Source organism: Clostridiales bacterium, assembly GCA_017569285.1.
GTDB lineage: Bacteria > Bacillota > Clostridia > Christensenellales > Aristaeellaceae > Aristaeella.
In genome coordinates, this window is record CP069419.1 from 2,745,825 (window position 1) to 2,772,678 (window position 26,854).

Genomic DNA, 26,854 nt, shown 5'->3' on the forward strand with positions numbered 1-26,854 from the left:
ACCCGGCTTCCGGGGTTCCCGGGTTCAACGTTGCATTGTATAAAATAGCCAGATGAGATAGAGAATATGCACCAGTCAGACAATGGCAGGGACCACGCATTCCAGACCGGGTATATCGTCGTAACGTCTTGACCTTGGCGCACATACTGCCCGATCTTTTCCGCGACCGTGAAAATATCTGTCTTTCTCAAAACAGAGCTCACAGACATATCGTCATCTCCCTTTTTCAGATGCTCCAGTCCGCGCTGGCCGCCTGCAATTGCGTCATGCGGCGGAAGATGCTCTTGTCCTTCGCCATGAGCTCCGCAGGGCTGCCCTCCTCAGCCACCTGGCCATCAGCCAATACCACGATTTTATCTGCGGCCTCTACCGTGCGCATCCGGTGAGCAATTACCAGCACGGTTTTGCCCTGCAGCAGCCGGGACAGCGCGCCTTGCACCCTGGTTTCGTTTTCCACGTCCAAGGAGGCCGTGGCCTCGTCCAGCAGCACGATGGGCGCGTTCTTGAGCAGCGCCCGGGCGATGGAGATTCGCTGGCGCTCGCCGCCGGAGAGCTTCGCGCCGTTTTCCCCGATGGGCGTCTGATACCCTTTGGGCAGCTTTTCCACGAACTCATCACAGTTGGCGGCCCTGGCCGCGGCGCGTACCTCTTCATCCGTCGCGCCGTGTTTGCCCAGGCGGATGTTCTCCATCACCGTGTCGTCAAACAGCACCACGTCCTGGAACACCATCGAATAGTCCGTCAACAGCACTTCCGGATCAACGGTGGAAATATCCACGCCGCCCACCGTGATCTGTCCCTGATCGATGTCCCACAGCCTGGCCGCAAGGCGGGCGCAGGTGCTTTTGCCGCCGCCGGAGGGGCCCACCAGGGCGGTAACTTCGCCTTCCTTCGCCGTGAAGCTGACGCCCTTCAGCACCTGCTTGTCGTCATAGGAGAAGCCTACATCCCTGAATTCGATATCATGTCCATTCGGCGCAAAGCGTTCCGCGCCTTCCGCCGTGGGTGTGTCGTAGATTTCGTTCAGCCGGTTTGCGGACACCTGGCTCATGAACATTTCCGCAATCAGTGCCAGGGCCTGGTCGAATGGCGAGTACACCCGCGTGATCACCAACAGGAACATGAACAAAAGCAGAAAGTCGATCTGGCCGGAGAGGATCAGCCCGGTGCCGGTCAGGATGGTGGTGGCGACGCCCAAGCGCATGATCACGCTGGCTCCATTGACAAACAGACCGGTCACCAGTTCGCCATGGATGTTGGTCTTTTCATGCCGGTCGATTTTGTCGTTCAGCGTTTGCAGAAAACGCGCCTCCTGGTTGGTGGCCCGGATCTCCCGGATGTTCTCCAGTGTTTCCTGGATACCATCGGACACCTGCAGGCTGTCCTTCTTCAGCTTTTCGGAATTGCGCCGGGACAGCTTCCGGCTGCCGAACAGCAGCGCGAAGGCCACCGGAACACCCCACAGCACGGCGATTGCCAGCCGCCAATCATAGCAGAACAGCACAATGGCGATGATCACCGTGGAGATGATCGCGCCGTGCAGGTACCCCAGACAATGGGACCATACGTGTTCCAGCCGGTTCACATCGCCCATGACGGTTTCGGTCAGGTCAGCCAGGTCACGCTTGCCAAAGTATCCCAGGGGAAGCTTGCGTAGCCGTTCCGCCAAGCTCAGGCGGGTGGCCTTCACCTCGCCGTATACCAGGCCGTAGGTAGCTTTGTACTGCTGAATGTGCGTGATCAGAGAAAGAACGATAAAGGCCAGCACCAGTAAGATGAAAACCCATGCGTTGGGCAGCGGCGAACCCTTTGTCAGCGTGTCCATGTATTTCGCCATCATCAGGTACAGGATGCCCATGCCGCCCATGACCACCAGATTGACGATCACCGTCCAGAAAGCACCCTTTTTTGTATTCTTCACGCCCTGGTCGGTGAGGGCGTAACGGCGCTGAAACGCTTTGCCAAACATTTACTTCGCCTCCTCTGCGGTGATTTTCCATTGTACGGCCTGGTTGTAATCCTTCCACATCCGGGCGTACAAACCATTCCCACGCACCAGCTCGGCGTGAGTGCCCTGCTCGGCCACCCGGCCTTCGTTCAGCACGATGATCTGATCCGCGTTCACCACCGTGGACAGGCGATGAGCGATCATGATCACTGTGCGGCCCTGCGTCAGCGCGGCAAAAGCCTTTTGGATCATCGCCTCGTTTTCCGGGTCGGCAAAAGCAGTGGCCTCATCCAGCACCACAATCGGCGCGCTTTTCAGGATGGCCCTGGCCAGCGCTACCCGCTGCTGCTCACCGCCGGAGAGATAGGTGCCCTCCGTGCCGATCACGGTGTCGATGCCGTCCGGAAGCTTGGCGATGATATCATCACATTGCGCGGCGGAGAGCGCTCTTTTCACTTCCTGCCGTGTGGCGTTTGGACGGGAGGCACGCACGTTTTCCAGGATGCTGGCTTTGAACAGCCGGTTGTTCTGGAACACGAAGGCCACCTGGTCCATCAGCACATGGGGATCGGTGTCCCGCACGTCCACGCCGCCCACCTTCACGGCGCCGGAGGTGACATCCCAGAACCGGGGGATCAGGCTGGCCGCGGTGGTCTTGCCGCCGCCGGAGGGGCCCACCAGCGCCACTGTCTGGCCGGGCTTCACTGAGAAGGATACATGATCCAGCGCGGGCAGCTCTGCCCCGTCGTAAGTGAAGGACACGTCCTCAAATTCCACGCTGTTGTCCCTGGGCGTTTTCGGGTGATCGGTGATTTTCAGCGTCGGCGCGCTCATCACCTGGTCGATGCGGCCCAGAGCGGTCTTGGCCAGCATCATGCCGCTGGCGGCGAACATGATCCGGGCCAGGGCGGTGGAGATGATGGCTGAAAACACTGCGTAGAACGCGAAGTTGGTCACAAAACTCGCGAAGGTTCCGGCACTGAAGGCGGCGGGAGCCAACAGCAGGGCCACAGGAACCAGGAACACGAAAGCACCTTCCGTGGCGGTCAGATTGACAGCCTGGGGTACCTTGCACACGTCGGCCTGATAATGCTCTGCCTTGGCGCTGTAATCCTCGATGGCCTGCTTGAAGGCCCTGAAGGAATACACCGTCTGCTGGAACACCTTCACCACCGGGATGCCCCGCACATATTCGGTACCCGCCTTGCTCATCGTGTCCTGGGCGGCCTGGTATTCCGCCATCAGGCCGGCGTTTTTGCCGCCCATCATGGTGAACAGCGCCCCGATGGATACCACCGCCGCCAGCAGGCAGGCCGCGCCCATCCGCCAGTCGAACCAGAACATCAGCACCAGCGTCGCGATGAACATGGCGACGGTGCCCACGATGTCGGCCAAGTTATGGGCCAGCAGGGTTTCCGTTTCGGCCGCCGCACCGTCCAGACGGTTGCGCAAAAGGCCTGAAGCGTTGCTGTCAAAGAAGCCCAGCGGCGCTTTCATCAGGTGCGCCATACCCTGCTTTCGAATGTTGGACGCCGTACGGAAGGCCGCCAGGTGGGTGCACATCAGGGCGCAGAAATAGACTACAATGCCCGCCAGCGCAAAGGCGAAGGCCATCCAGCCGTACCGGGCGATCCCCGCTGCCTGCGTCCAGTTGGGGGCTACGGCGATCAGATCCCGGGCCACCAGCCAGATGCAGATGTAAGGAAGCATCCCCAGCACCATGGCCACGGCCGACAGGCCCAGCCCCAGGAAGGTGAGCCCCTTGTGCCTGCCGGCATAGCCCAGCAGTCGGGACAGTGTTTTCTGTTTTTTCTCTTTCAATGGAATTCCCCGCTTTCCCGTCAGTATCCTCATTGTTGCGGACAAAACAGACGGCGGATGCTGAAACGGCAGCACCCGCCGCGTGAAAGAATGACGCTTATTCAGCCTGGCAGTCTGTCACTTCATAGCTTGTCGGCTGATCGAACGGAGGGCCGTAGACGATCATTTCATCGGAGAGAAAGCCGCCACCGACGAAATCTCCGACGTATTCCGCGTCTTCTCCCGTCGTGATCGTCACATTCTTCGTCCGGCAACCCGTCACCTGTGTGACAGGGACGCCCAGCTCCGCCGGCTCATAGCCGCCGCAGTATCCGGTGATCCCGCCAATATAGGAGCAGCCGTCACCGACAGTGATGGTTACGTCTTCAGCCACGCAGCCCATAAAGTATTCCGAACCGAACCCGCAGCCGGAGACGCCGCCGATGCCATAACAGTTGCTGCCGACCTGAATACTGCCGTGCCCGATGCAGTTCGCGACGCTGGTGTTCTGCCAGCCGCCGCCGACAATGCCCACGTTGGCAGTTTTTCCTTCCTCGATGACGATATCCGCGCGAGCCTCGCAATTCGTAATCACACTGCCCATGGACGCTCCAACGATGCCGCCGAACATGCCTTCCTCACTCATCTCATTGGGAATCACGTGGACAGTGCCGTTCTCCAGCTTCACATCCGAAACGGTGGACATGAAGGCATATCCCACCACATCGGAGACCATCAGGAAGCCTTCCGCGCGAACGTCCTTTACTGTCAGGTTGGAGAGGGAGGCGTTGGCCAGGCAGCCGAACAGACCGGCCGTATAGGCTTCCCCCTGAGAGATGGTAAAGTTGCTGATGGTGTGGCCGTTTCCGTCAAAGGATCCTGTAAAGGCGTATTCCGTGTCCGGAAGTTCAGTGGGCTGGCCGTTTTCATCAGAACCGGGTACGAAAATGCCCAGTGGCGACCATTCAGCGCCGTTCAGATCAATGTCTGCGGTCAGCACATAATGGCCGGAAAGATTCTGACTGACAGTGGCCAGTTCCTCGGCGGTGGCAATCTCGATTACTTCGGCTGCCGTTCCCTGTTTGACCCAGCTGATGGCGCCGTCGTCAGCTGTCAGCGTCAGGACGGTCTGGCCGTTGTCGTTCACAGAGAACGCGTAAGGGGCGGCCTCGGCCTCGAATTCCAGGTTGCTCCATGCCACATAGAGGCCCTGGCCGTCGCCTTTCTCTCCGTTGTCCACAGCATAGGCTTCAAAGTCAGCGGTCTGCGTCCCGTTCATCATCGTGACGCCATGGCCGTTTTCATCGATGGTCATGGAAAGATCGACGCCTGCGTATTCCTCGCCGAAGGCAGACAGGTCGGCCTTCCACGCACCTACAAAGCCAAGGCCGTCCAGCTGCGCAAGCGCTTCCGGCATATGCGCGGAGTAATCCATGTTTTCCAGGCAGAACAGGGCAATGACCTTGCGGATCGTCTCTTCGTCCGCGTCCGCGTCGATGCCCGCGGCCAGCCAGTAGGCATAGGGGCCCACCAGATAGCCCTTCAGTTCTTCCAGATCCTTGCCATAGCGAAACTCAATATGATAAGTTTCTGCCATGGTGTCTTCCCGCAGGAGAAAGTAGTTGAACTCGCCTGCTTCATCCGTGCTCTTGTAGGCATCCACCGGGAAAGCCATGGAGATTTCCGTCCCCTGATACATCATGGTTTCGGTTTCGCCCACGTTGACCTGCCCAAGGTATTCATAGGTGTGGGTTTCGCTGGTGCCGTCCGTTTTCAGGATCGTGGCGGTATTGCCGCTGAAGGTGATGCGCTCCGCGCCGTTGATGAAATCGCAGTCGAAGGCGTACCCGCCGTCCGCGAAGGCTTTGACGGCCGCTTCGCCGTACAGCTCCGAGGTGATGGAGCTCTGGAGCCTGCCGGTCATCTCCGGCGCGGCATCCTCGCCGATGACCGCCGCGATGTAGTCCTGCCACACAGGAGTCCACCGATCGCTGATAATGACATCGAACAGGCTGACATAGGCAGTGCCGTTCTCCCCGGCGATGGCGGGGAACACGCCGCCGAAGGCAGCGGCTTCCGCAGTGACGTCAGCTTTAGTATAGGAGAAGACCAGCTCGGGGTAGCCGAAAGCAGCCACGGTCACCGTATACTGTTTTCCTGCTTCAAACAGGGGGCTCTCGCTGCCGTTGCGGGCCTTGACCACTCCGTCCGCGTTCAGCACGCCGTTTTCATCCAGCGCGATGAAGGTGCCAACCGTACCGTGATGCCCCACAATTTCCTGCTCAACAGGCTTTTCAGCGCTTTCAGCCAGGATCTGAACATGCTGGATATTGGCCAGGTAATCGGTCATGGAGCCAGAAGCCAGCACGATACTCTTTCCGTCAAAGGCGATGTCTTCGGCGGTCAGGCCGCTGTCAATGATGAAGTAAGGCGCTTGCGCCGCGGCGGGGCCGCCCTCAAAGGACGGGGAGCGGTACTTGCCGCTGGCGTCCGCCACGTTCACATAGTAGTATCCGGGCTTCAGGCCCGCGGCATCCCGGAAGGTGATGATCACCTTGCTGTCCGCGATCTCCACGGTATAGCTGTCGGCGGGGACAATCTCCTCGTTGCGCACGCCCCAGCGGATGTCCAGCACCTGGAGATCGAAATCTTCCGGCAGCTTACTGACCAGGGTCACCACGCCGCCGTCAACAGCTTCCACCGGCAATACGGAGCCTTCCACTTCCAGGAAGGTCTTACCGGCTTTGCCGTCAAAGGCGTTGAGTACAGCTTCTTGGGCGGCCGCGCTGACCATGGTTGCGCCAGAGATGGCATCAGTGCCACCGGAGGTCATGTCCATGGCGGCCACTTCGTCCTGGGTCTTGCCGACGAATTTGTCCAGCAGTCCGGCGTTCACCGCGGCGTCAAAGTAAGGCTTATTCTTGCTGGCCCAGAATTCCTCATTGCCTTCCTGGACGGAACCGGGGCCGCCGGTGCCGTTGTCCTTTACGACGGTAATGACGCCGCTGTCATCCACTTCAACCGTCAGCCTGACGTTGTAAAACGGGGGATGAATGAAAGGCGCGGTGGAGGGGTAATTGCGCTGATCCACATTGGCGTCACCCTCCAGGGTCTGATCAGCGAGCGCGCAGCATACGGACAGCGCAAGACAAAGCGCGATCACGAATGCGGTCATCAAGCGAGATTTTTTCATAGCGAAACCTCCTTCATATTGTTCCGGGTCCTGTCAAGCGAGTGCCGCGCCAAGCGCCCTGCAGGCAGCCAGGCCGTCCTCGTCCGGAGCTTCGTTCACCGTTACGCTGTCAGCGGTCAGGGTGATGCCCTTTTCCGCGCAGCGCGCCTCCCAGGAGCGCATCCATTCGCCGTCGCCCCAGCCATAGGAGCCGAACAAGGCCGTCTTTTTACCGGGCAGCGCCGCTTCAATGCTCTCCAGCATCGGGAGGAATTCGCCGTCCTCCAGTTCTTCCGCGCCCATGGCCGGGCAGCCCAGCGCCACAGCGTCATAGCCATCCACGCTGTTCACATCCGCGCAGGTCAGCAGATCGGCCTCCGCCCCAGCCGCCTTCGCGCCTTCCGCCACGGCTTTTGCCATGGCCTCGGTGTTGCCGGTTCCGCTCCAGTAGATCACCGCTACTTTGCTCATGAGAAATCCTTCCTTTCTTTTTTCTGGTCTATTCCAATCCCTCAAAGGGTTATGAATAGCAATCCTATCTTGCGACCGCCAGTTTCTCCAGAGAAAACCCGCGGGACAGGCAGTCAAGATATACCTCCGTACAGCGCCTGCAGCGGGCAAACTGCCGGATCGCGCTTTCTATGTCGTCATACACCTTCCACAGCCCGCTGAGCTTGCATTCATCCTTCCGGTGCATGAATCCATCCACATCAGCCGGGGGATAGCCCAGGAACAATCCCACTTCATGGGGGAAATCCTCTTCAGTGCGCAAACGCGAAATCAGCCGGGCAAGACAAACATTGGCGTCCTCACCCGTGTATCCGCATTCTGACAGAAGCTTTCGGGACAGGGGGTCGCGCAAATCGCGCTCCAGCAGTTTCGGCCGGTACAGATACAGCAGCGCTTTCCCGTCGCGCCATCTCAGGGGCAGAATGCGAAGGCCTTTATGGCTCAGCCGCTGGTTCAGCTGCCGCAGCTCTTCGGTCATTTGTTTTCGGCTGTCAAACGCGCAGTTGAACATATTCCCGGTTTTCAGGCAGGCCATGGTCGGAGCACAGCAGCGAATCAGGGTTTCGTTGGACATTTCAGCCTCCTTCGATAGGGCCAGTTGCGGTGTTAGATATGACTAACCTCTATTCTTAAGAAAAGCCGCGCTGGCATTCCTGCGATCGCCTCTTACGTCGCGGCTGATGTTAGTTACAACTAACATTGATATCTTATCATAGGATCTGTATGCTGTCAAGACTGTTTGATTGCCTTCTATATACAATAATGTGATGCTTCGTCATTTCTTCGTCATCACGGCCACCGCGCAGGGGATACGGCCCTCGGCCAGCGTAACCTGAATATCCTGATATCCGGCGCCCAGGAAGAACTGCCGGTAGCTTTCCACAGTGAACTGGCGCTTGAAATCTGCGCCGGCTTTCCCGATCACCGAGGCAAAGCCGCTGGTATTGCCTTTCTGATTCTTGTTCATGTACGTCGGAATGATCATCATCCCGCCGGGCTTACACACGCGATTTAGTTCATTCAGGGCCTTCAGCGGCTCATCCAGCAGGTGGATCACGTTCCCGGCGACCACCTTGTCGAAGGTGCTGTCCGGAAAATCCAGTGACAGGATGTCCGCCTGTCGGAAGGTCACATTCGTGAATGCAGAGCAGTTCTTCTCGGTCCGCTTCAGCATATTCGGCGCAAAATCCGTAGCGGTCAATTCCTTGCATCTGGGGGCGATCACCGCGCTGAGCAGCCCCGTGCCGCAGGCACATTCAAGCACTGTATCCCCGGGCTGAATCAGCGAACTCACAATCTGCCGCAGCGCCTTGTGCGTCTTCCCGTTGATAACATTGACGAATATATCATAGACACCGGCCACTTGATTCCAGAACACAGAGAACTCACCCCTTTGTCTTTTTCCGGTATCCGCAATCGCAGTATGGCCCGCCGGAGGCCAGTGTGTATTCGCGGATAAAATCACAGGCCCCGCCCGCTTCGGCCATGGTATAGTCCAGGTGGCACATGGCGGGGACAAGATCATACAAGCCCAGCTCCTTCATCAGCGTGCAGATGCCGCATCTGGTGAAACGGGCTTCATAGCCGCTGCCGTCCGCATAGGGCAGGAATTCCATGTTCCAGGAATAGGGATTCCTGTCTGCCGCTTTCAGCGCTGCCGTGGCCTTCATGCCCTGAATATCCTGTTTGTTGAATTTCTTTTTGCCCATCACTCGGCAGAAGAACCGCATGGGGCCGGTCATCATTGCCTTTGCGTAGTACTCCGTCAGTTTCTCTAAAGACGGTCGTTCCTTCATTGAGAGCACAAAAGCTGAGAGCATGGCGCAGTTGACGATGTTCATCTTGAAACGGTCTGCCTTCTCGAACTCCGGGAGCTTTGCGATGATCTCCCTGTACTTAGGTTTCGCAGCTGTTGTTACCCGCGCAGCTTCTGTTTCGGTGAAGCCAAGCACGGATACAAGATGATTCCGGAAGGATCTCCGGAACAGGATCCACATGCCCATAGGCATACCGGCGTATTTCATATCAGACATTCTCCTTGATCAGGCGGGTTTGCATCATCCCGCAGGCTATCCCTCACAGGGCTGAAAAGCAGGACTTCCGCTTTCACGCTTCTTCCCGGAAGGTGATCTTTACGATCCTCATCCTGACAAGACCGTCGCAGAACCGGATCATCAGTTTGTGCAGCGGGCGGACATGTTCGTAAATGTCCCGGTAGCCCCGCATATAGCTTTTCGCGGTGACGGAAGCGAACTGGCTGCTCCAGCCTTCCAACTCCCGTTCGTCCTCCAGCGAGAAGAACGCGCTCACGTCTGTAATCCCCGCTTCCTTCAGCCAGGTGGAACGCATCATCTTCGCGCCGCGCCGGTTGCAGGAATCAAAGGCAAGGACGGAGCCGGGGAAGCGTTCTGCCATGCGGGAGAACAGGGTTTTGACGTCCTCCGTCCTGAAATAATAGAATACGCCTGCCGCGAAGAATACAGCACCGCCGGAAGCGTCCACGGCGTCCATCCAGCGCGGATCATTGAGGTCGCAGGCGATGTTCCGCTCCCGCTTCCCGGAGGGCAGCAGTTCGTTCCGCACGGCGATGACGTCCGGCAGGTCGATGTTATAGCCATGGCAGCGCCCGTTGTCGCATTTCCGGAAGGTGTCGTCCAGCCCGCAGCCCAGGTTGACCACGGCAGTTTTGGGGTGGTCCTGAAGATATGCCTCCACTTCACACCGGAGGTCATATTGGCGCTGCGCCACCTCAAGCGCTCCGAACAGGCCGAACGCGGATTCCATCTTTTTGCGTTTCTCCGCGAAGTCATAATCCAGGGAATCGCAGATGCGTTTTGCCTCCGGATCGGAAAACAACTGCGGAAAACGCTCGGAGCAGACCAGCCGGCCAAAGAGAGGGATCACCAGGGTCTCCTGTACGGTATTTTTCTCAATATGGTATTTCATCGGCATTCCCTCTTTTTTACCAGACGGATCGTCCGGGCTTTTTCTTCGGTATCGTCATCCTCGATATAGCCGTCGTATGGCGCTTCCGGGTCGGTGTATTTCTTGATGAAGGGCTTGCAGATCTCATCCCTGTGGCGGAAGACGAAATCCAGGTCGTCCGTCCAGCCGGTGTGCCCGGTAATGACAGAGATGGGGCGCTTTTTCGCCCGAATGTTCCTTTCCAGCTTTCCCAGGCTCTGCACAGCCAGCTTATTGTCCTCCGCCAGGGTGCTGATGAAGCTGTACCCGCCGTCCGCGCCGAACCAGATGGTGTCGCCGGTGAACAGGTATTGATCGTCGATCAGGTACACCATGTGTCCCCAGGTATGGCCGGGCACAAGAATGCACTCAATTTTGATATCGCCGATGCGCAGCACCTGGCCGTCCTTCAGCAGCACCCGCTTGTTGTCTGTTTTCACCATCGGCAGTTTATAGAAGCCATGGAACACTTTGCGCCGGGTTTCACCTGTCAAATAGCGGTTCTCGATCTCGCCGATATACACTGTGGCGTCCCGGAACAGCTGCTCACTGTCGGTTTCCAGAGCGCCGACGTGGTCCGTATCCTGATGCGTAATGAAGATGTGCTGAATCGACGCCGGGTCGATGTCCAGCCAGTTCATCTTCTCCCGCAGCCGCTCATAGTTGTAGCCCGCGTCGATCATGATGGTCACACCGTTCTTCGTATAGAAGAAGATGTTGGCGATCCACTCCCGCACGCAAGCCACGTTTTCATTGATCCAGCCGGTATTCAGAGGCTTGAAAATGGCTTTGCCCCGGAATAACGCGCTCATGGATTTTTTCTGGTGCTCCGAATCTTTCCTGGCCATGGCGATCCTCCTTTATTTGCTTCAGCTTCCTCCTGTTATTTTATCCCAACGTGACATCCAGAATCATCATAGTCACAAAGCCCAGTGAGAAAGCGATCGTACCAATATTTGAATGCGGTCCCTCCGACATTTCCGGGATCAGCTCCTCCACCACCACATACATCATAGCCCCGGCGGCGAAGGCAAGAAAATAGGGCATGACCGGCGTCACCAGCCCGGCAGCCAGGATGGTGATGATCGCGGCCACAGGCTCCACCGCTCCGGATAGCACGCCCATCCAGAAGGTCTTTGCTTTCGGCATGCCCTCCGCCAGCAGCGGCATGGAAACGATGGCTCCCTCCGGGAAATTCTGAATGGCGATCCCCAGCGCCAGCGCCAGCGCGCCAGCGGCGGCGATGCCGGTGTCACCGGCGAGAAAGCCGGCATACACCACGCCCACCGCCATGCCCTCAGGAATATTGTGAAGGGTCACGGCCAGAATCAGCTTTGTGGTGCGTTTGAAGCCGCTGCGAGGGCCTTCATTCTGCCTGTCCATATGCATGTGCGGCGTGATCATGTCCAGCAGAAGCAGGAAACCCACGCCGATCAGGAAGCCGAGGGAGGCAGGCAGGAAAGCGAACGCGCCCATGCTCGCGCTGCTCTCCAGCGCGGGCTGCAGAAGGCTCCAGAAGGATGCAGCCACCATCACGCCCGCCGCGAAGCCTGTCAGCGCCTTCTGCACGCCGGATGAGATCTGTTTCTTCAGAAAGAAAACCATTGCCGCTCCCAGGCTGGTGCCCAGAAAGGGAATCAGAACGCCCTCAAGAATTTGGATATTCATCAGTTGTCCTTCACTTTCTGCCGGTCAGCAGCGCGGAGCCGCTGAGCGCCATCCATGCGGCTTCGGACTTCTTCATGAACCTGCCGTCCGTCGTGTCGATCAGCTCCACCTGGCTGTAACCCGTGTCACGGAGTTTCTTCACAAAGGCCTGCATATCACCGTACCTGGATTTGGAGAAGATGTCGTGCAGGGCGAAAGTGCCGCCCTTTTTCAGAGTGCGCAGGGTTTCCAGAAGGTATTGCTGCCGATCGCCCGGGATGTTGTGATACACATAATTGCTCACCACGGCGTCAAAGGTCTCGTCCGGGAAATCCAGATGGGTAGCGTCACCTTGCTGAAAGGTGATCCGGCTGACGCCCTCGGCTTTGGCGTTGCTTTCGCACAGTGCTTTGCTGAAAGAAGCGTACTCCTTGCCCCAGCGGTCGATGCCGATGATCTCGGCTTTGGGATTCCGCTTGCCCACAGCGATACCCAGAGCACCGCTGCCGCAGCCCACGTCCAGCACCTTGCCGCCCTCCGGCAGCTTCACACAGGCTGCCGTGCCCTCGATGATCTGCCGGGCCATCTGGCGTTTTCCGTTGTAATCAAAGGCGCGGTACATTTGGGCGGCCCAGACGGTTAGGCCGCAGAAGACGAACGCGATCACCGCAAACGCGACAGTCAGCACCGTTCTCAGTGTGCCGCCCGGTAGCAGCAGACCAAAGACCGTGGCGGCAATGCCGCAGCCAAGGAAAGCAAACAGAAAGGAATACACCATGCCCTTGGGCATCCAGTTTTTGTAATCAGGCTTCATGCCGGTTCCTCCTTACTTTTTCGCAATGACAGTGATCCACGGCTTCGACGGATGATGATCACAGGTCACTTCGGAAAAGCCAGCCGCTTTCAGCGCTGCTTCAAGCTGCTCCGCCGTGTAGCAGGTCATGCCGTCGATGATGCCCTCGTATTTCTTTCCCGTGGCATCCGTGCCGTCCGATTCGTTGCAGATCATGAAGACACCGCCCGACTTCAGGATCCGGGCAACCTGGGCGAAACACCTCTCCAGCCCCGGCCAGAAGTAAACCGTCTCAAAGGCGGTCGCCAGATCGAAGGAACTGTCCGGAAGATGAAGTTCGGACACGTCGCCCTGCCGCACCTCGCAGCGACCCGCAGCAATCGCCGCATGGTTGAAGGCCTTCGCCTTTTCCACGGACAGTTCGGAATAGTCGATGGCTGTCACATGCGCCTTTGGATACTTCTTCAGCAGCTCCCCGGCATTGCGTCCGCCGCCGCAGCCCAGGTCTACAGCCTTCTCAGGCGTGATGGGCGGCAGGTGGGAAAAGCCCCAGTCGGCCATGGCGGCATGACCGGAGTTCATGCCGCTCAGCATCACTTTTCCAAGAAAACCTTCCGGCTTCCTTGTCTGGCTGACAAACTTCTTGAACAGTCCCATTTTTGCAGCTCCTCTCAAATACTTTTTGTTCTTTCCCAGCCGTCCCCGGCATCGGTTTCGTGGCGGACAAAGTCAAAGTCGCAGCAGTCTCCGCCCTGACAGAGGGTCTTCGTCCGCTTGAAATCCGTGTAGGGCAGGTTCCCGAAGTTGATCACGTCGGAATGGCAGAACATGGCCCCCAGCTTCATCAGGCCGCGCTCCTCGAAGATGTGCCGGTAAAGGCACTCCCTGCACTCAAAATGAAAGCGGTCTTGGGGATCGGTATCCAGGTGCCATTCATAGCGCCAGCCGGCGCCGCTGCCATGCCGGAAACCGAAGGGCAGGATTTTTTTCATCACCGGCAAAAACCAACTGTGCCGTGCCAGTTTCCGGTAGGTATCCGGCGTCAGCTGCTTCCACATCTCGGTGGAGACGATCCGGAAGGCTTCCTCCTCAGCCTTTCCGTGCTGCTGCAGCACCTCATACAGCGCGATGGACGTGAGGATCTGGGCGATATGCTTATAGTTGCCTTTGTCGCACCAGCGCTTTTCCTCTTCCAGCAGCACACGCATGCGGCTGTATACATCCCGCTGGATTTCCACCGGCAGCGTTGGGAAATAGACTCGGTACCGACTGCTGGCCACCAGGGCTTCCGGTTCATACTTTTTCATATTGCATTCGCCTCTTTTTTGTTTTCCGCGTAATATCTGTGCATCGCCCGTATCCTCCAAATGGTTGAACATCAGAGAAGAAACATGAGTCCCAGGAACATGACCGCCCCGGCCCAGTTGCCCGATCCGCCTACCCGTGTCGGCATCAACACCAGCATCAGCGGCAGGATATTAAACACGCACGCCCAGCGGGGCAGCGGCGTCCATCCGCTGACCACCGGCACAAACAGAGACACACCGAAGATCAGGAACCCGAGATAGCAGACGATCAGGGTGACAGACGTCTTTTTGAAAAACTCCGTGATCAGCTGCCGGGCTTCCTCCGTCCGGCCCATCTTCACATACAGCCATTCAGGCATGCCGCAGAACACATGGTGCGCCACGCCGAAGGTCAGCACCATGACCGTGCTGATCAGCATCAGCACCGTGCAGGGCTCCGAGAAGGCGCGCATCCAATGCGCCAGCGCCAGATAGCCAAAGGCAAAGAGGAACATGGCCAGGCAGCCCAGCAGCATGGACAGAAGGGAGTTCCGAAGCGGCATGCCCTTGAACACGGCGGAAAGCCTGCCGTTATCCTTCATGTCCTCGAAGTGAAACCGTCCGCCCGGCATATAGGTCAGCAAGCAGTCGCACACACCGCAAAGCAGATGCCCGGCGATTGCGAGCAGAAACGTGATTTTCAGAACGCTCATTTTACATCCTCCGTCAGAAAAGCATATTCAGTCCCGCCACCGCTAGCCCGGCGATGGGACAGACGATCAGCGTCCACAACAGTCCGTGCTCCGGGATGGCCAGTGTCTTCAGCCACTCCCAATGTTCCCATGCCTTGCAGTGCTCTGCGCCCTTGATGAAAGGTTTGGCCTTCGGCGGCAGCCAGCAGTCCAGGATGATGAAGTCAGAAAGGCTCACCATGGTCATTTCCACATAGCCTGCCCAGAACAGGTTCCAGAAGCCGGTCATCTCCGCAAAATGCGCGCTGATGGCCCAATAGACAAACAACACCAGATACAGCGGATACAGGATCAGCTTCATGGTGCGCACATCCTTCTTTTCCACAAAAGGAGCCGCTGCCCGTCTGATTTCCTTCGGGAACATGGTGCTGTATGCCTGCGGTACCAGCAGGAAGCCAAGCCCGGCCACCGCGTTGAACAGCAGGGACATGGACAGCCCGTCCAGAATGATTCTCGGCCAGTTCATTGCGATTTCCTCCTCCGAATGATTTCATCGTGGCAGGCGTCCCCATCCGACAGGTCCGAATGCCGGATGAAGGTCACGTGCCGGCGCAGGTTTTCATACGAGGTTGTGTCCGTCATGCAGAAGATCTTGCACAGACTGCGGATGCCGTAGGTCTCGAACATTTCGACGTACACGCATCTGGAGATGCGGTATTCGATTCTGTCTTCGCCGACATCAAATCGGTCATAGGTGATGCTGCCATCTCTGACCCGCCTGTCATGATCGGATATATTCCATTTTTTCGCGATACTGAAGCTGTTCGGCAGCAGATCAATGGCGCGGATGATCCGCCTGAAGAAGTTTCGCCGGCGCACAAATCCATGGTTGATCGTCTCGATAATCTCCGTGTCGGTGAGGCCGAGCGCTTTCAGCTCCAGACACATGGCGATCACGGCATAGACATGGGTTGTATTCGTAGTGGGATAAACGCTGTGCGCTTTGAATCCGTCCGAGGCGTACATCGCCCGCAGCCGCGCTTCATAAGCTGCAGTCTTTGCCTCGATCTCCCGGCAATGCCGGAATAGCAGTGCTTTTCGGTACACGTTGCCGTATTTCTGGATGGCTTTCTCCATCAGCGCTTCACCTCCCGATGAGCAGCGTGACCCACGCCATCAGCGCGCACACAAACGGGAACGCGATCAGCCGGATCATCTGGTTTTTTGTATTAAAGCTTCGGTCATCCCAGCTTTTGCAGCCCTTCGTCTCCGGGTAGAATTTCACATAATACTTCCTGGTAATCACGATATATTGATCCTGCACCAAAATATCGAACAGCTTGTAGCCGTACAGAAAGAGCATGAACCGCCCGAACAGCAGCCAGAAGCCGTAGCCGCGCCGGAGACCGTCAGCACCGAGAAAGAAGAGCAAACCGACGTATCCCGCCGCCGCCAGAGCGGTCATCAGATAACCGATTATTTGCCTGCCCAAAGACGGATCAGGATGCGTTTTCGCCGCCTCCCGGATGTCCCGCGGCAGAAAGCGCATGAATATCTTTGTGGCCGCGAAACAAGGGATGATCAGAATGAACGCCAGGGAGAGCAGGCAAACGGCCGCCAGAGCGGAAAGCGTTGTGATCATGCCGCATCCCTTCTTTCCCAAATCAGCATGATGCCAAACCAGAGGATCATGCTTTCACTCATAAGACCGTTCGTAAAGCCGAGGCGGAAAGCGCTGGCCGGCATTGCAAGCGACAGTCCCTTCAGCAGAGCAAAGATGATCAGCACGTTGGTGAAGGCCATTCCCTTGGGGAAAACCGTTTTGCCACGGAGCTGCAGCCAGAACCAGTACAGGAACACCGGCAGCATCAGCGCTTCGGATACGGGCACAAGCCAGGAAAGCCGGGAGAACAGCCCCTCGCAGACGGGCAGCGCCTCCGTTGCGTAGCCATTCCCGTTCATCCAGGCAAACAGCGTCAGGATCATGACGTAGAACAGGTGCAGGGCAATCCAGGGTGTCAGTCCGAAGGCGTTGAGATAGTGATAGACCTTGCGCTGCTTCCCGTCTTTGATATATCCATCCACCGCAAACAGTGCGATGCCATACAGGATGATCCCGGGAAAAGCCAGGGCCATGGCCAGATCGAACCGCCACTGCGGGATGGCCGCCACGCCTTCCGTCAGCCAGGACAGGGCACCGTGATACGCAGGATTCCCATACATCATCAGCCAGTCCCCGCCGCCGTAGCACAGGCAGCCCAGGATGCCGCAGAGCAGCGCGGCCTTCATGTGCTTCTTCATCCAGTATCCCCCCAACGCTTACATCATTCTTCCGATCAGCCAGTATAACCCGCCCACTGCCGCCGCCAGCGGCACCGAGAACGGGATCAGCTTCAGCAGCTTCCACTGCTTCACACGGGGGCTGTGCCAGGTGCCGTTGAGATCCTCCGTGCCGGGGATCAGCCACCAGTCGGACAGGGCGACCCAAATGGTGTCGATGAACAGCCAGTCGAAGAATTCCGCGCCGAGGAACAGCGCGTAAAATTGCCAGCAGCAGTCCCAATAAGTCCTCGCGCCGTTGATCCCAAGAATCATGACGCCGGGGATCACCAGCATCCATGCAATGAGCAGGGTGAAGGCGAAGCGCTTTCTGCTCCGAAATTCCGCTTCGGTGATCAGGCCTAGGGCTTTGACCCGGTCAATCATCACCTGCGGATAGAAGAAGATGCCGCCGATGGGGCCGCGTCTGTGCACCAGCACCGCCATGTAGGCCGCGTAGCATACCCACAGGATCAGGATTTCCATGACAATGGTCCAGAACATGTCTGTATCTCACTTTCTGCAGCAAAAGCAGCCGATCCCCTCGACCACTGTTACCTCAGCATTTTCGTACATTTGGGACAGCCTCTCCCGCAGGCTACTTTGCGTTTCATAAGGCGCGGTGAAAAAACCTTTCGGCTGATAGAGATGCCGGATGAACCAGTCTGTTCTTCTGCACTCGTCCCGGATGTAGAAGCATCCGCAGAAGGTACCGCCCTTTTTCAGCACCCGGAAGGTCTCCCTGTACGCCGCCTCCTTGTCCGGGAAGGCGTGAAAGCCGTTCAGGGACAGGACGATGTCAAAGGATTCGTCCGCAAAGGGGAGCGCCCCCACGTCGCCCTGGGTGAAAGTCACGTTGGCAATGCCAAGCCGCTTTGCTTTCTCCTGCGCTGCGGCCATCATGTCCGGGGAATAATCCAGGCAGGTGATAGCCGCCCTGGGCAGCGTCTGATAGACCGGCATGGTCAACACGCCTGTGCCTACCGGCACCTCCAGCAGCTTGCCTGAAAAGTCCTCCGGAATGCCGGAGAGTGCCTTCTCCAGGTAGGCTGCGTTCTTTTCTCCGTCCATGTTCCATACTATACGGCAGATGGCCTTCCCCAGCCATGTGGAATAGGTCATCATGCCGTCATAAAAGCTGGCCTGTCCGCCGGTGGTTTTGTAGGCATCCCTGATCTGATCTTTTCTGGACATGATGATCTTTACCCCTTTGCTTTTTCAAATTTGAAGCAGAAGTCCAGACCTGCGTAATTGCACCGTTTGACAGCCGTGAAGCCGCTCTTCAGGGCCTGCTGTTCAAACTCCTTCATCGTGAACAGCGGCTCCTCCGCGTGCTCCCAATGGAAGAGGGCGTCCGTCAGATGGACCCCTTTCCGCGTCAGGTCGTTGATGTACATCTCGCCGCCGGGTCTGAGAACACGGAAGGCTTCATCCAGGAATCGCCTCCAGCCCTCCACGTGGTGGAGGATCATAAAGTCTACGATCATGTCGAAGCTCCCGTCCGCAAACCGACTCAGATCGGCCGCGTCCCCCTGGACAAACCTTGCGTCCGGCAGCCCAAGCGCTTCCGCCTTTTCCAGCTGCTCCGGCATGATATCCATGCCGGTATAGCTTTTCGGATGGTCTTTGACGATCAGGGACGCGGAATAGCCGGACCCGCAGCCGACCTCCAGGATATCCTTCCCGGCGAAATCCATACCCCAGGCCTTAAAGCCGCTGATTTCCATGTGCTCGTTGATCCATTTGCGCCAGCCGGACTGCATGGCGTCGTATTCCTTGAGACTCAGTTTCATATTCAGCGCCTCCTTATCTGAACAGCGTACAGATCCACGCCGCGAGGGCCGAAGCCGCCGGGAAAATGACCAGAAGCTTCAGCAGCTGGCTTTTCAGGTTGTACCCGTATTTCCGGCCATTGTATACGGGCGCCACCTCGGGATAATAATACTGGAAGAAATGGAAACGGCACAGCAGAAACCAATCAAAGAAGGTCATGTCGTAGGCTTTGTAGATCGTAAAGATCAAAGCATAGCGCAGGAAGAACTGTATAAAAGAAAAGCTTCTCCGAAAACCGTCCCAGACGGCAATCACACCCACGCCCAATATCATCAGGATACTGATGATCATCAGCGCCCATCCCATTGCCTTTGCGCCGCAGAATAATTCCTTATTACGGGGCTTCAGGAGCTCCAGGGCTTCCTTCGGGGCTGATGAGAAAAACCACTTGTTTGTGCCATCATATTGAACGAAAGCCACGGCAGATATCAGCAAGAGCGTGATTGCCGCGCAGAACACGATGGCCAAGAATACTGTCAACAGCATGCTGTCCCTCCAATTCTTATTTTTTCACGCTGACCAGCAGGCCGTTTTCCTTCTTCACCAGCTCGTACGCCTGCGCAATGGGATGACGGTCTCCCACGATGCAGTAATCGCAGCAGGGCGATTCGACGCACGTCCCTTCCCGGATCAGGCAGGCGTGGAGCTTCTGCATGGCCAGATGGTCGCAGTTGCACATGACGGGCAGTACGTCCTCCATGTGATGGCGTTTGGCGAATTCCGCGTTGGGACATTGGGTAAAGCTGTAGCGGATCACGCCGTTTTCCCTGTCATAGGAGCAGGAACCCATCCGGAAGGAGCCGGGGAAGCGCCTGATCTCCTTGACCCGGATGTCGTTGGCCTTCTGAAAGATCCGGCTGGCCAGGCGGTTGTCCAGCCTGCGGTTGAGGTTGAAGACTTTGCCCAATGCATCGAATGCTCCCATAAAGCAGTCAAAAATGTCCTGCTGCACTTCTTCCAGCTTTGGCTTGTCCGGAACGACTTTGTACCAGGCGAAGATCAGGACCGGGTCATAGATGCTGACCTTGATCTTTGCGCCGGCCATGGGCGGCTCGTCCCGGAGAAACTCGCAGTACTGCAGCTGGATCTTCTCCCAGAGCTCTTTGCAGGCAGGATCGTCATACCAGCGATGCAGGAGCCGCAGAACGCATTTCTTCGACTTCCTTGTGTAGACCGCGTGCCGGGTGCGGTCGATGGGCAGGTCCTTTTCTTTCACTGTGCCACCTCTATTTCTTTTCCGGATCGAACCGCAGACGATAGTCGCAGCATTCCGCGCCCTCCGATACCGCCGTGGTGCGCTCGTAGCGAATGCGGTGAAAGCCCTGCATATAGGCTTTGTCCATACGGCAGATGCACAGCACGGCTTTCTCATTGCCCAATTTCCTGGCCAGCTCATGATACGGGCAGGAGAGAATATCCACCCCGAACATCTCAGGCGGTTCGGATACGATCCGGCGCTGATAGCCGAGGTTTTCTCCGCTCATGCGATCCATAATGCTGTCCACATGCCGCCAGATCAGCCCGGAAACGCCCGGAACGCTGGTGATGCAGTGTACAATCCCGGCAAAACGTCTGCCCATGGCGTCGCCGTAGGCATTGAGCAGATCCACCGCATCCGCCCCGGAGGCGGTCAACGCGCGGTACAGCGCGACTGCGGGCAGAACCATCGCGCCTTTGTGCTTTTTCAAGGCCGCGTTGCCTGACAGCATCGACTGATATTCCTTACCTGCGTCATCCCAGATGGTATTTGCCTGCGCTCTTCCAAGTGCCATGACAAGGCGCCTGCGAAACCCCCGGTAGAACCATTGCCTGTTTAATGGATTCATGACATCCGTCCTTTCCTGAGCAGCCGGATCCATTTCCGTTGCCTGTGGGCGCAGAACGCCTTTGCCCACAGCCAGACGAACACAATCATTTCATGCTTCCCCTGGCGTACTGTTTCCGGATCGCGTCCCAGCCCGGCATCTGTGCTTTTAGCTCCCGCCAGTTTGGCATGGGGAATTCCGGCCTGCGGGCAAGTACCTTCTCGAACTCCTCATCCAGCATCTCCATCTCCTCAAAGGCGTTCCGACAATGCTCACAGGCGATGAGATCCCCTGCGGTTTTCCACTTGGCCATGCCAAAGTAGAGAAACTGCATGACTGTGCCTTTGATTCCGGGGGCGTAGTATTGATCGTCGCCCTCCGGCAGAATTGGGATGCCCTGCGCCTTCAGCATCGTGTACGCCTCCCGGGAGGCCATGCGCATGAGCCTTCGCTGTTTCCCAGTGGAGCCTGTCAGATCCCCGTTGCAGGCATAGGCCAGATAGCAGATGGGAAGCACCGCCGCCAGATGGCAGATAAGATAGGCTTCCATATCCGGCTGCCAGTTGAGCCTGTAGCCGCTGCCGTTGAACATTGTTTCCAGCTTCGCCTTTGTACCGCTGCCCGGCAGGCTGTGCAGCCCGCCGATATCCATGGCGCCGACGCCGGCCCGTTCGCAGATCAGCATACCTTTTTCATGATCCCGTTTGCCCGCAGTGGCCTGAAAGCCGAACAGCACCTGCTTTTCGCACACCGAATGATCCAGAATTGCCTGCTGCATATCGGCGTGACGCATGTTGTTGCCTACCAGCACAATAATCGGAGCATGAATGGCCGCCAGCGGTTCAAGGATCGCCGGCATTTTGTTGTACGGCATGACGGCGAATACTGCGTCATAGGCTTTTTCCTCTTCAATGCCGCCGATCACCCTCGGGTGATCCAGCGTGGTCTTCCGCTGAAGATGATGGCGGATCCTCAACCCGTTCTGCTGAAGCTGCTCTTTCCATGGACCGCGAGCCAGCAGTGTCACATCATTTCCGACCGCGCAAAGGACGTGCGCCAGATAACAACCGATCACGCCGGAACCGTAAACCAGTACTTTCATCATCTTTTACCTCACCAGCACGATCAGCCATCCAACCAACGCCGCGGGGATCAGCGCAAAGAGGGTGCCCGGGAAGAGCATTCCTTTTACATGAAACCACTTCTGATGATAGGCCCTGTCCATATGTTCCGTGCCTTCCAGGCGGAACATGGGCAGATTGGCAAACAACACCCAATCCAGAAAACAGGTGTCATACACGCCTATCCAGGCCATCAACCCGAAGGTCAGCCAGAATCCCTGCCAGAAGGTGGCGGCTCCGGCAATCGCTGCGCACACAAACAGGATCCCTGTAAAAATCAGCACCCCCAGTGATTTCGTTAGCAGCACGTTTTTGGATTGATAGCTCACATCCACCCGCGTATGTGTCTTGAAATACTCCTCCTGGATGTCCGGCGGGTAATTGTGGATACTGGCCGGACTGTATTTTCTGTCACCGCGGTAATAAGCAAAAATGATAGCTGTAAACAAGGCAGCGAAAGCAGCGGCTTCCAAAGCGATGACCCACCAAAGCATGTTGATCGATCTCCTCTCAGATGTTGTGGGGCGGCCAGGGGATACAGCGGTTCACCCGCTTCATATAGTCGGCATAGTCCTGCCCGTACAGATTGAGCAGCCATTTCTCTTCCGTAAGCTTCAGGGCAACCGTCAGGATGACCCAGTTGATAGGAATGGTTAGCAGGCTCCAGGTATTGTGCCACTGGAGGCAGATGCCGGCAAACAGTATCCACCAGCCGCTGTACATGGGATTGCGCACCCAGGCATAGATGCCGCCGGTCTGCAGCCGGTTCTCGGCGATGCTTGCGTCCATGTCCGATCGCAGCGCGCCAATGAACCAGACAGCTAGCCCTGAGATGATCAACAGCACACCGGCGATCCGGCAGAGCAGCGCCCATGGGCCCTCCAGAATACCTGTTTTCCAGACATATGCGGACAGTATGATCCCTATGGCGGTAACTGCGCCCATTGCGAACACGATCATCGGGCCGATGCCATACAGGGGCAGCTTTTGCCCTTTCTTCACATAGTTCTTCATACCGGCGTCACCATAAACTCATCAATCGCCTTCAGCACAGGGACCGTGTATCGCTCCCCGCCAAAGAGCCATTGTTCATGCTGCATATCGAATTCCCGGATTTCCGGATCGCGGAAGTACTTCCTGTAGCGTTTCAAATATTTCTCGCCCATCTTATTGGCATAGATGAAGTGGACCAAAGTGTGTTCCACATGGATGTCGTCTTCAAGATGGGTGAGCAGATCCGTGTAGTACTCGTTCCGGATGGATTCGGGCTTGAATTTTGAGAAGCAGCCCATGAACCTGTCAGCCGTTTCATCGCTCATCTCAAAGAATGACTTGAGCTTTTCCCGGGTCTTTGCCTGCTTCTTTTCGCTGCTGGTGAAACTGGTCAGCAGCGGCACCACAAGCTTCGACTGCAGCCAGGCGCTTAACTTTCCGCTCTGGTCGAGGTCGGGACTGCCGAAGATGCCGTGATCGATATGCACCTTCTGCCGCATGATCAGCTGTCCCACGAAGGTGCTGCCCAAAGATGAGCCGAGCGCGCCGTTCAGCTTCCCGCCGAAGTGTTCCTGAATATACCACTCGATCCTCTCCGTCACCGTGATCATATCCGGGAAGACTGCGTCACTTCCGTCAAAGCCGTCGTAGTTGACGCAGATCAGGTGATACTTTTTCCCAAGCCTGTCCAGTACTGTGGCGAAATTCGTCTGATAATCGCAGGCGGTACCCGGAAGGAGCATTAGTGTCTTGCCTGACAGATTGCCCATCTCATCAAACTGCATGGTTTATTTCTCCTTTGCCTTTTTCATCGTGGCCAGCAGTCCGCCGAACATCCACAGGTTTCCGATGCTGATCCAGCCTGCTGTCAGGGCGTTGCGAAGCGGCGCCTCCGGGAAGAACTTCAGCAGCATGGTCAGCGCCATGCCCACCGCCGGACAGAAAATCCAGCACCACTTGGGATAAGGTGTCAGCCCTTTGGAAAAGGCGGCGATGTGGGCGATCTGATGCACCAGCCAGAAAATGAAGAACAGGATCATGCTGGGCAGCAGGAAATACAGGCCGAAGCGGACGGTGGCGTCCAAGGCCGTCTCCGAGTTGGCTGCCATCATGTACTTGTAAAAGAACACGCTGGCCAGGCAGGGAACGTGCACGCCGCAGCCGCCGAAGGCCAGGACGCCCAGGATGCCGCTGCGGTACAGGTGCGCCATGCGGGAGGAATACGGCACAATCAGCCGGTACACGGCGAAAGAACACAGCGCTTCCAGCGGGATCCCGATCAGCCCCAGCAGCGAGGACCAGAAGATCCGGCCGTCGGACAGGTTCAGATAGGCGGAAAGAAAGCCCTCCAGGCCTTGCTTTGCCGCGTCATGCATCCCCCAGCCCAGCAGCATGTCGCCTGCCAGGACCATCAAGCTAGCAGCGATGCCGATCTTCATCAGATGGGCGATTCTGGGCCAGTCCGGCTCCTTATTCATTCAACGTCGCCTCCTTCATCAGCCGCACCATCAGATCCCAGCCCTCTTTGGCCTCTTTCACGATCGGAAAGACAGGATAGCAGTGGAACATCCCATCGCCGACGATCATCTGATAATCCACGCCGTATTTCTTCATAGCCGCCTCAAAGGACGGCGCGCAGGCGTACAGCGTCTCATCGGAACCATAGATGAAGGTCACGCGGGGACAGTTTGTAAAATCGCCCCGCTGCAGCCAGAGCATGTAGTCTGGCACACTGTCGTCCCCGTGGCGCATGACCTCCACAGCGGCTTTCATATATTGGGCCGGGATGGCGACGTCCTTTTGATCCAATTCCAGCATCCGCTGCCATTCCTCCTCGGTATCCACACAGGTTCCCGGAGAGATGGCCATGATATATCCCGGCAAGGGCGTATCCGGATGCCCGTCATTGATGTATGGCACCATACCCAGCGCCAGATTCCCGCCGGACGATGTGCCCAGAACGGAGATGCGCTCCGGAGCATAATCCCTGAGCATCACTTTGTAAGTCTCATGGATCATCTCATAGGCTTTGGTCAGCGGATAATCCGTGCAAAGCGGATAATAGGGAATGAACAGATCGAGCCCTGTTTCCCTTGCAAACCGCAGCGCCTTTTTAACAGACGCAGGTCTTGGCGCGCTGATCATGCCGCCGCCGATCAGGAACAGATTCGCCCTGTCCGTATGCTCCCTGTGAATCAGCTTCAGCACTGGAAAACCCATGACGTCAATTCGGCTGATTTCAAAAGCATCATCCTTCAAAGCCGGGATGCGGTTCTTCGCGTTCTGCTTCCTCCGGTTTTCCAGCAGCTCTTCCGTCGTGGCGCTGAGCCAACGCTTTTTGAGTCCCGCCGCTACGACAAGCTTTTTCAGGACCTCATACTTGACAGACATTCGTATCACCTCGCATGTTAGCATGTGCTAACTCATCAACAAAAATAAATGCACGATACGTGCTTATCTGTTTATTTCTGCCTGCTTCTTCTCTCTGACATTTCTTTTGGCTTAGGCCCGGATCTGTGCTTTTCTGGTTTGACTGCGCTTTCCGGAATCGCCCAGGATCTGCCCAGCCGCTCTGCGCCTGGAATTCTTCCATCCAATGCGTACTGATTCACCCAGCGCACAGAGATACCCCAGCGCTTTGCAATTTCCTGTACAGAGCAATAGCCTTTCACAACAACACCTCGTATCATGGGTTCTCGACACCAGGAGGCAGCGTTGTTAGCCGCCTCTAACTATATTATATTCCATTTTTCGCAGAAGACAAGCAGAAAAATGAAAATACACCAAAAAATCAGTTTGCGGAATCTTCGCACTCTGCTTCCTGAGCTGCATTTGCACACCTCCAACGGTGAACACCGTGCTCAAAATGGCGTGGATACTCCTTGAACACTCATCTGCGATTACAGGCGGTTCATCATGAATTCTCGGAAGCCCAGTACAATCAACGGTTGAACGAGCAGGAATACTCTCCAACTGCTTTCTGCAAACTTTACCGCCTAAGCAGAGTTTACACAGCGTGCAATAAAGAACAATCAGGAATATGAATCGCTCATGACGCAACAAAAAAGCTGCCTCCGAAGAAGCAGCTTAGTCAATATTATGCATAGATCACTTCATAAAGAAGAATCTCCTCTGCCCGCTGTTGTATATTGTTCATACATCCAACCCACAACAGTTTCCAGCCTTTCTGAGTATAATCTGTACGGTTTTATTCAAAAGATGCTTAGGTCGCAGACTTTATCTACAGAGAGTCTATTCTGGCAGTGTGGTTCAAAACAGCTTGATTGAAAAAGCCGTCTCCGAAGAGGCGGCCGTATGGATGATGTTTATGCATAGATCAGTTCGTTGAGAATTATTTCTTCTGCCTGCTGCCGAATGTTGTTCATCCGTCCGACCCAGGCAAGTTGGTCTCGCGCTTTCAGATCTTCGTGAATTCCTTCGGCACCTGCCATCTGGTGAACCATTCGATCCATTCTGTCGGAGCAGCAGGTGTCGATTTCGGCCAGGTGATCATACAGCTTACCAGAGAGGAGAAGCCGCTCATACAGCCCGGGACGATACTCTTCCAGGTAGGCTTTCCGCATCCGGCCATAGCGGCCAATGGCCTGGTTGGGAGTCTCAGGGAGTTCCAGATCAGGAAAATAATAGTCTCCATGAAGCGTATAATGTATGCCGTTTTCAATGATTTCCTTTTTCAGATTTGTCATGGTAATGACCTCCTTCGATTCGTTACTTGATCAGTGTACTTGCTTTCGTACCCGTCAAACAGCGCATCTCAGCAGATCATCTCCGGGTGTTGGTTTCCACCCCAACCTCCACCCCAATCAGGGTTTCATCAGAGTGCATGATATTTACTATTGTTGTGTAAATCGGTTTTATAATCGAACCAAATTATACAGAATTGCACATTATTTACAGCCGTCTCCGACTTCAAGTCCTGTTTCCCGCACCAAAGAGCTTCTGAGAAATCA

The 26,854-nt window shown here is 56.5% G+C and carries 32 protein-coding genes; all 32 read right to left on the reverse strand.

The genetic code is table 11. From position 1 onward, the window contains the following. Positions 1-226: 226 nt before the first annotated feature. Positions 227-1,969, reverse strand: coding sequence for an ABC transporter ATP-binding protein (locus JNO48_12130; protein QTE67921.1), 1,743 nt, complete (start codon positions 1,967-1,969; stop codon positions 227-229). Further along, positions 1,970-3,769: an ABC transporter ATP-binding protein gene (locus tag JNO48_12135; GenBank protein QTE67922.1), complete on the reverse strand. Its 1,800-nt coding sequence runs from the start codon at positions 3,767-3,769 to the stop codon at positions 1,970-1,972. Between the two features lie 97 nt (positions 3,770-3,866). After that, complete coding sequence (locus JNO48_12140; GenBank protein ID QTE67923.1) at positions 3,867-6,941, reverse strand: hypothetical protein; 3,075 nt, start codon at positions 6,939-6,941, stop codon at positions 3,867-3,869. A 33-nt stretch (positions 6,942-6,974) separates the two neighbouring features. After that, entirely contained in the window at positions 6,975-7,391 is a 417-nt protein-coding gene (locus tag JNO48_12145) for a flavodoxin (GenBank protein ID QTE67924.1), read from the reverse strand. 64 nt (positions 7,392-7,455) lie between these two features. Further along, the gene (locus tag JNO48_12150; protein ID QTE67925.1) at positions 7,456-8,004 is read right to left on the reverse strand and encodes a DUF3793 family protein; all 549 of its coding nucleotides are present in this window, start codon (positions 8,002-8,004) and stop codon (positions 7,456-7,458) included. A 201-nt stretch (positions 8,005-8,205) separates the two neighbouring features. Beyond that, positions 8,206-8,808: a methyltransferase domain-containing protein gene (locus tag JNO48_12155; GenBank protein QTE67926.1), complete on the reverse strand. Its 603-nt coding sequence runs from the start codon at positions 8,806-8,808 to the stop codon at positions 8,206-8,208. A 7-nt stretch (positions 8,809-8,815) separates the two neighbouring features. Then, positions 8,816-9,454 carry an L-2-amino-thiazoline-4-carboxylic acid hydrolase gene (locus JNO48_12160; GenBank protein QTE67927.1) on the reverse strand — a complete coding sequence of 213 codons (639 nt, stop codon included), beginning with the start codon at positions 9,452-9,454 and terminating at the stop codon, positions 8,816-8,818. 82 nt (positions 9,455-9,536) lie between these two features. Further along, positions 9,537-10,376, reverse strand: coding sequence for a class I SAM-dependent methyltransferase (locus JNO48_12165; protein QTE67928.1), 840 nt, complete (start codon positions 10,374-10,376; stop codon positions 9,537-9,539). Beyond that, positions 10,373-11,242, reverse strand: coding sequence for an MBL fold metallo-hydrolase (locus JNO48_12170; GenBank protein ID QTE67929.1), 870 nt, complete (start codon positions 11,240-11,242; stop codon positions 10,373-10,375). The genes JNO48_12165 and JNO48_12170 overlap by 4 nt, the downstream gene beginning before the upstream one ends. A 40-nt stretch (positions 11,243-11,282) precedes the next feature. After that, entirely contained in the window at positions 11,283-12,062 is a 780-nt protein-coding gene (locus JNO48_12175; GenBank protein ID QTE67930.1) for a ZIP family metal transporter, read from the reverse strand. Between the two features lie 10 nt (positions 12,063-12,072). Beyond that, positions 12,073-12,855 (reverse strand): class I SAM-dependent methyltransferase, encoded by a 783-nt coding sequence (locus JNO48_12180; protein QTE67931.1) that lies wholly within the window; start codon positions 12,853-12,855, stop codon positions 12,073-12,075. A 12-nt stretch (positions 12,856-12,867) separates the two neighbouring features. Beyond that, positions 12,868-13,491: a class I SAM-dependent methyltransferase gene (locus JNO48_12185; GenBank protein QTE67932.1), complete on the reverse strand. Its 624-nt coding sequence runs from the start codon at positions 13,489-13,491 to the stop codon at positions 12,868-12,870. 14 nt (positions 13,492-13,505) lie between these two features. Then, positions 13,506-14,141 carry an L-2-amino-thiazoline-4-carboxylic acid hydrolase gene (locus tag JNO48_12190; GenBank protein ID QTE67933.1) on the reverse strand — a complete coding sequence of 212 codons (636 nt, stop codon included), beginning with the start codon at positions 14,139-14,141 and terminating at the stop codon, positions 13,506-13,508. 71 nt (positions 14,142-14,212) lie between these two features. Continuing rightward, positions 14,213-14,833, reverse strand: coding sequence for a hypothetical protein (locus tag JNO48_12195; GenBank protein ID QTE67934.1), 621 nt, complete (start codon positions 14,831-14,833; stop codon positions 14,213-14,215). A 13-nt stretch (positions 14,834-14,846) separates the two neighbouring features. After that, complete coding sequence (locus JNO48_12200) at positions 14,847-15,338, reverse strand: hypothetical protein (GenBank protein ID QTE67935.1); 492 nt, start codon at positions 15,336-15,338, stop codon at positions 14,847-14,849. Beyond that, entirely contained in the window at positions 15,335-15,949 is a 615-nt protein-coding gene (locus tag JNO48_12205) for an L-2-amino-thiazoline-4-carboxylic acid hydrolase (protein QTE67936.1), read from the reverse strand. The genes JNO48_12200 and JNO48_12205 overlap by 4 nt, the downstream gene beginning before the upstream one ends. Before the next feature lie 7 nt (positions 15,950-15,956). Then, positions 15,957-16,454, reverse strand: coding sequence for a hypothetical protein (locus JNO48_12210; protein ID QTE67937.1), 498 nt, complete (start codon positions 16,452-16,454; stop codon positions 15,957-15,959). Beyond that, entirely contained in the window at positions 16,451-17,113 is a 663-nt protein-coding gene (locus JNO48_12215; protein ID QTE67938.1) for a hypothetical protein, read from the reverse strand. The genes JNO48_12210 and JNO48_12215 overlap by 4 nt, the downstream gene beginning before the upstream one ends. 18 nt (positions 17,114-17,131) lie before the next feature. Next, complete coding sequence (locus tag JNO48_12220) at positions 17,132-17,635, reverse strand: hypothetical protein (GenBank protein QTE67939.1); 504 nt, start codon at positions 17,633-17,635, stop codon at positions 17,132-17,134. Between the two features lie 9 nt (positions 17,636-17,644). Then, positions 17,645-18,325 (reverse strand): class I SAM-dependent methyltransferase, encoded by a 681-nt coding sequence (locus tag JNO48_12225; protein ID QTE67940.1) that lies wholly within the window; start codon positions 18,323-18,325, stop codon positions 17,645-17,647. 8 nt (positions 18,326-18,333) lie between these two features. Further along, positions 18,334-18,924 carry a class I SAM-dependent methyltransferase gene (locus tag JNO48_12230; protein ID QTE67941.1) on the reverse strand — a complete coding sequence of 197 codons (591 nt, stop codon included), beginning with the start codon at positions 18,922-18,924 and terminating at the stop codon, positions 18,334-18,336. A gap of 13 nt (positions 18,925-18,937) precedes the next feature. Further along, entirely contained in the window at positions 18,938-19,450 is a 513-nt protein-coding gene (locus tag JNO48_12235) for a hypothetical protein (protein ID QTE67942.1), read from the reverse strand. A 16-nt stretch (positions 19,451-19,466) separates the two neighbouring features. Next, positions 19,467-20,180, reverse strand: a complete 714-nt coding sequence (locus JNO48_12240) for an L-2-amino-thiazoline-4-carboxylic acid hydrolase (GenBank protein QTE67943.1) — start codon at positions 20,178-20,180, stop codon at positions 19,467-19,469. A gap of 10 nt (positions 20,181-20,190) precedes the next feature. Further along, entirely contained in the window at positions 20,191-20,736 is a 546-nt protein-coding gene (locus JNO48_12245) for an L-2-amino-thiazoline-4-carboxylic acid hydrolase (protein ID QTE67944.1), read from the reverse strand. A gap of 139 nt (positions 20,737-20,875) precedes the next feature. Beyond that, a complete protein-coding gene (locus JNO48_12250; GenBank protein ID QTE67945.1) occupies positions 20,876-21,874 on the reverse strand; it encodes an NAD-binding protein in 999 nt (332 codons plus the stop codon). 3 nt (positions 21,875-21,877) lie between these two features. Next, a complete protein-coding gene (locus tag JNO48_12255) occupies positions 21,878-22,384 on the reverse strand; it encodes a hypothetical protein (protein QTE67946.1) in 507 nt (168 codons plus the stop codon). Between the two features lie 16 nt (positions 22,385-22,400). Then, a complete protein-coding gene (locus JNO48_12260; protein ID QTE67947.1) occupies positions 22,401-22,904 on the reverse strand; it encodes an isoprenylcysteine carboxylmethyltransferase family protein in 504 nt (167 codons plus the stop codon). After that, the gene (locus tag JNO48_12265) at positions 22,901-23,494 is read right to left on the reverse strand and encodes a 2-hydroxy-6-oxo-6-phenylhexa-2,4-dienoate hydrolase (protein ID QTE69765.1); all 594 of its coding nucleotides are present in this window, start codon (positions 23,492-23,494) and stop codon (positions 22,901-22,903) included. The genes JNO48_12260 and JNO48_12265 overlap by 4 nt, the downstream gene beginning before the upstream one ends. A 177-nt stretch (positions 23,495-23,671) precedes the next feature. Then, positions 23,672-24,361, reverse strand: a complete 690-nt coding sequence (locus JNO48_12270) for a hypothetical protein (protein ID QTE67948.1) — start codon at positions 24,359-24,361, stop codon at positions 23,672-23,674. Beyond that, the gene (locus JNO48_12275; GenBank protein QTE67949.1) at positions 24,354-25,274 is read right to left on the reverse strand and encodes an alpha/beta hydrolase; all 921 of its coding nucleotides are present in this window, start codon (positions 25,272-25,274) and stop codon (positions 24,354-24,356) included. Before JNO48_12275 ends, JNO48_12270 begins: the two co-directional genes overlap by 8 nt. Before the next feature lie 71 nt (positions 25,275-25,345). Further along, complete coding sequence (locus tag JNO48_12280) at positions 25,346-25,573, reverse strand: helix-turn-helix domain-containing protein (GenBank protein ID QTE67950.1); 228 nt, start codon at positions 25,571-25,573, stop codon at positions 25,346-25,348. Positions 25,574-26,209: 636 nt separating this feature from the next. Next, positions 26,210-26,590 (reverse strand): TnpV protein, encoded by a 381-nt coding sequence (locus JNO48_12285; GenBank protein QTE67951.1) that lies wholly within the window; start codon positions 26,588-26,590, stop codon positions 26,210-26,212. Between the last annotated feature and the right edge of the window lie 264 nt (positions 26,591-26,854).

Coding starts and splice junctions, on each gene's coding strand:
- JNO48_12215 (QTE67938.1), bottom strand. CDS start 17,113: ATGAAGAAGCACATGAAGGCCGCGCTGCTCTGCGGCATCCTGGGCTGC.
- JNO48_12235 (QTE67942.1), bottom strand. CDS start 19,450: ATGCTGTTGACAGTATTCTTGGCCATCGTGTTCTGCGCGGCAATCACG.
- JNO48_12275 (QTE67949.1), bottom strand. CDS start 25,274: ATGTCTGTCAAGTATGAGGTCCTGAAAAAGCTTGTCGTAGCGGCGGGA.
- JNO48_12260 (QTE67947.1), bottom strand. CDS start 22,904: ATGAAGAACTATGTGAAGAAAGGGCAAAAGCTGCCCCTGTATGGCATC.
- JNO48_12250 (QTE67945.1), bottom strand. CDS start 21,874: ATGATGAAAGTACTGGTTTACGGTTCCGGCGTGATCGGTTGTTATCTG.
- JNO48_12230 (QTE67941.1), bottom strand. CDS start 18,924: ATGAAACTGAGTCTCAAGGAATACGACGCCATGCAGTCCGGCTGGCGC.
- JNO48_12210 (QTE67937.1), bottom strand. CDS start 16,454: ATGATCACAACGCTTTCCGCTCTGGCGGCCGTTTGCCTGCTCTCCCTG.
- JNO48_12285 (QTE67951.1), bottom strand. CDS start 26,590: ATGACAAATCTGAAAAAGGAAATCATTGAAAACGGCATACATTATACG.
- JNO48_12150 (QTE67925.1), bottom strand. CDS start 8,004: ATGTCCAACGAAACCCTGATTCGCTGCTGTGCTCCGACCATGGCCTGC.
- JNO48_12220 (QTE67939.1), bottom strand. CDS start 17,635: ATGTTCTGGACCATTGTCATGGAAATCCTGATCCTGTGGGTATGCTAC.
- JNO48_12145 (QTE67924.1), bottom strand. CDS start 7,391: ATGAGCAAAGTAGCGGTGATCTACTGGAGCGGAACCGGCAACACCGAG.
- JNO48_12265 (QTE69765.1), bottom strand. CDS start 23,494: ATGATCACGGTGACGGAGAGGATCGAGTGGTATATTCAGGAACACTTC.
- JNO48_12140 (QTE67923.1), bottom strand. CDS start 6,941: ATGAAAAAATCTCGCTTGATGACCGCATTCGTGATCGCGCTTTGTCTT.
- JNO48_12185 (QTE67932.1), bottom strand. CDS start 13,491: ATGGGACTGTTCAAGAAGTTTGTCAGCCAGACAAGGAAGCCGGAAGGT.
- JNO48_12280 (QTE67950.1), bottom strand. CDS start 25,573: ATGATACGAGGTGTTGTTGTGAAAGGCTATTGCTCTGTACAGGAAATT.
- JNO48_12160 (QTE67927.1), bottom strand. CDS start 9,454: ATGAAATACGCCGGTATGCCTATGGGCATGTGGATCCTGTTCCGGAGA.
- JNO48_12270 (QTE67948.1), bottom strand. CDS start 24,361: ATGAATAAGGAGCCGGACTGGCCCAGAATCGCCCATCTGATGAAGATC.
- JNO48_12245 (QTE67944.1), bottom strand. CDS start 20,736: ATGGCACTTGGAAGAGCGCAGGCAAATACCATCTGGGATGACGCAGGT.
- JNO48_12200 (QTE67935.1), bottom strand. CDS start 15,338: ATGAACTGGCCGAGAATCATTCTGGACGGGCTGTCCATGTCCCTGCTG.
- JNO48_12205 (QTE67936.1), bottom strand. CDS start 15,949: ATGGAGAAAGCCATCCAGAAATACGGCAACGTGTACCGAAAAGCACTG.
- JNO48_12180 (QTE67931.1), bottom strand. CDS start 12,855: ATGAAGCCTGATTACAAAAACTGGATGCCCAAGGGCATGGTGTATTCC.
- JNO48_12130 (QTE67921.1), bottom strand. CDS start 1,969: ATGTTTGGCAAAGCGTTTCAGCGCCGTTACGCCCTCACCGACCAGGGC.
- JNO48_12195 (QTE67934.1), bottom strand. CDS start 14,833: ATGAGCGTTCTGAAAATCACGTTTCTGCTCGCAATCGCCGGGCATCTG.
- JNO48_12170 (QTE67929.1), bottom strand. CDS start 11,242: ATGGCCAGGAAAGATTCGGAGCACCAGAAAAAATCCATGAGCGCGTTA.
- JNO48_12190 (QTE67933.1), bottom strand. CDS start 14,141: ATGAAAAAGTATGAACCGGAAGCCCTGGTGGCCAGCAGTCGGTACCGA.
- JNO48_12255 (QTE67946.1), bottom strand. CDS start 22,384: ATGCTTTGGTGGGTCATCGCTTTGGAAGCCGCTGCTTTCGCTGCCTTG.
- JNO48_12225 (QTE67940.1), bottom strand. CDS start 18,325: ATGTCCAGAAAAGATCAGATCAGGGATGCCTACAAAACCACCGGCGGA.
- JNO48_12175 (QTE67930.1), bottom strand. CDS start 12,062: ATGAATATCCAAATTCTTGAGGGCGTTCTGATTCCCTTTCTGGGCACC.
- JNO48_12165 (QTE67928.1), bottom strand. CDS start 10,376: ATGAAATACCATATTGAGAAAAATACCGTACAGGAGACCCTGGTGATC.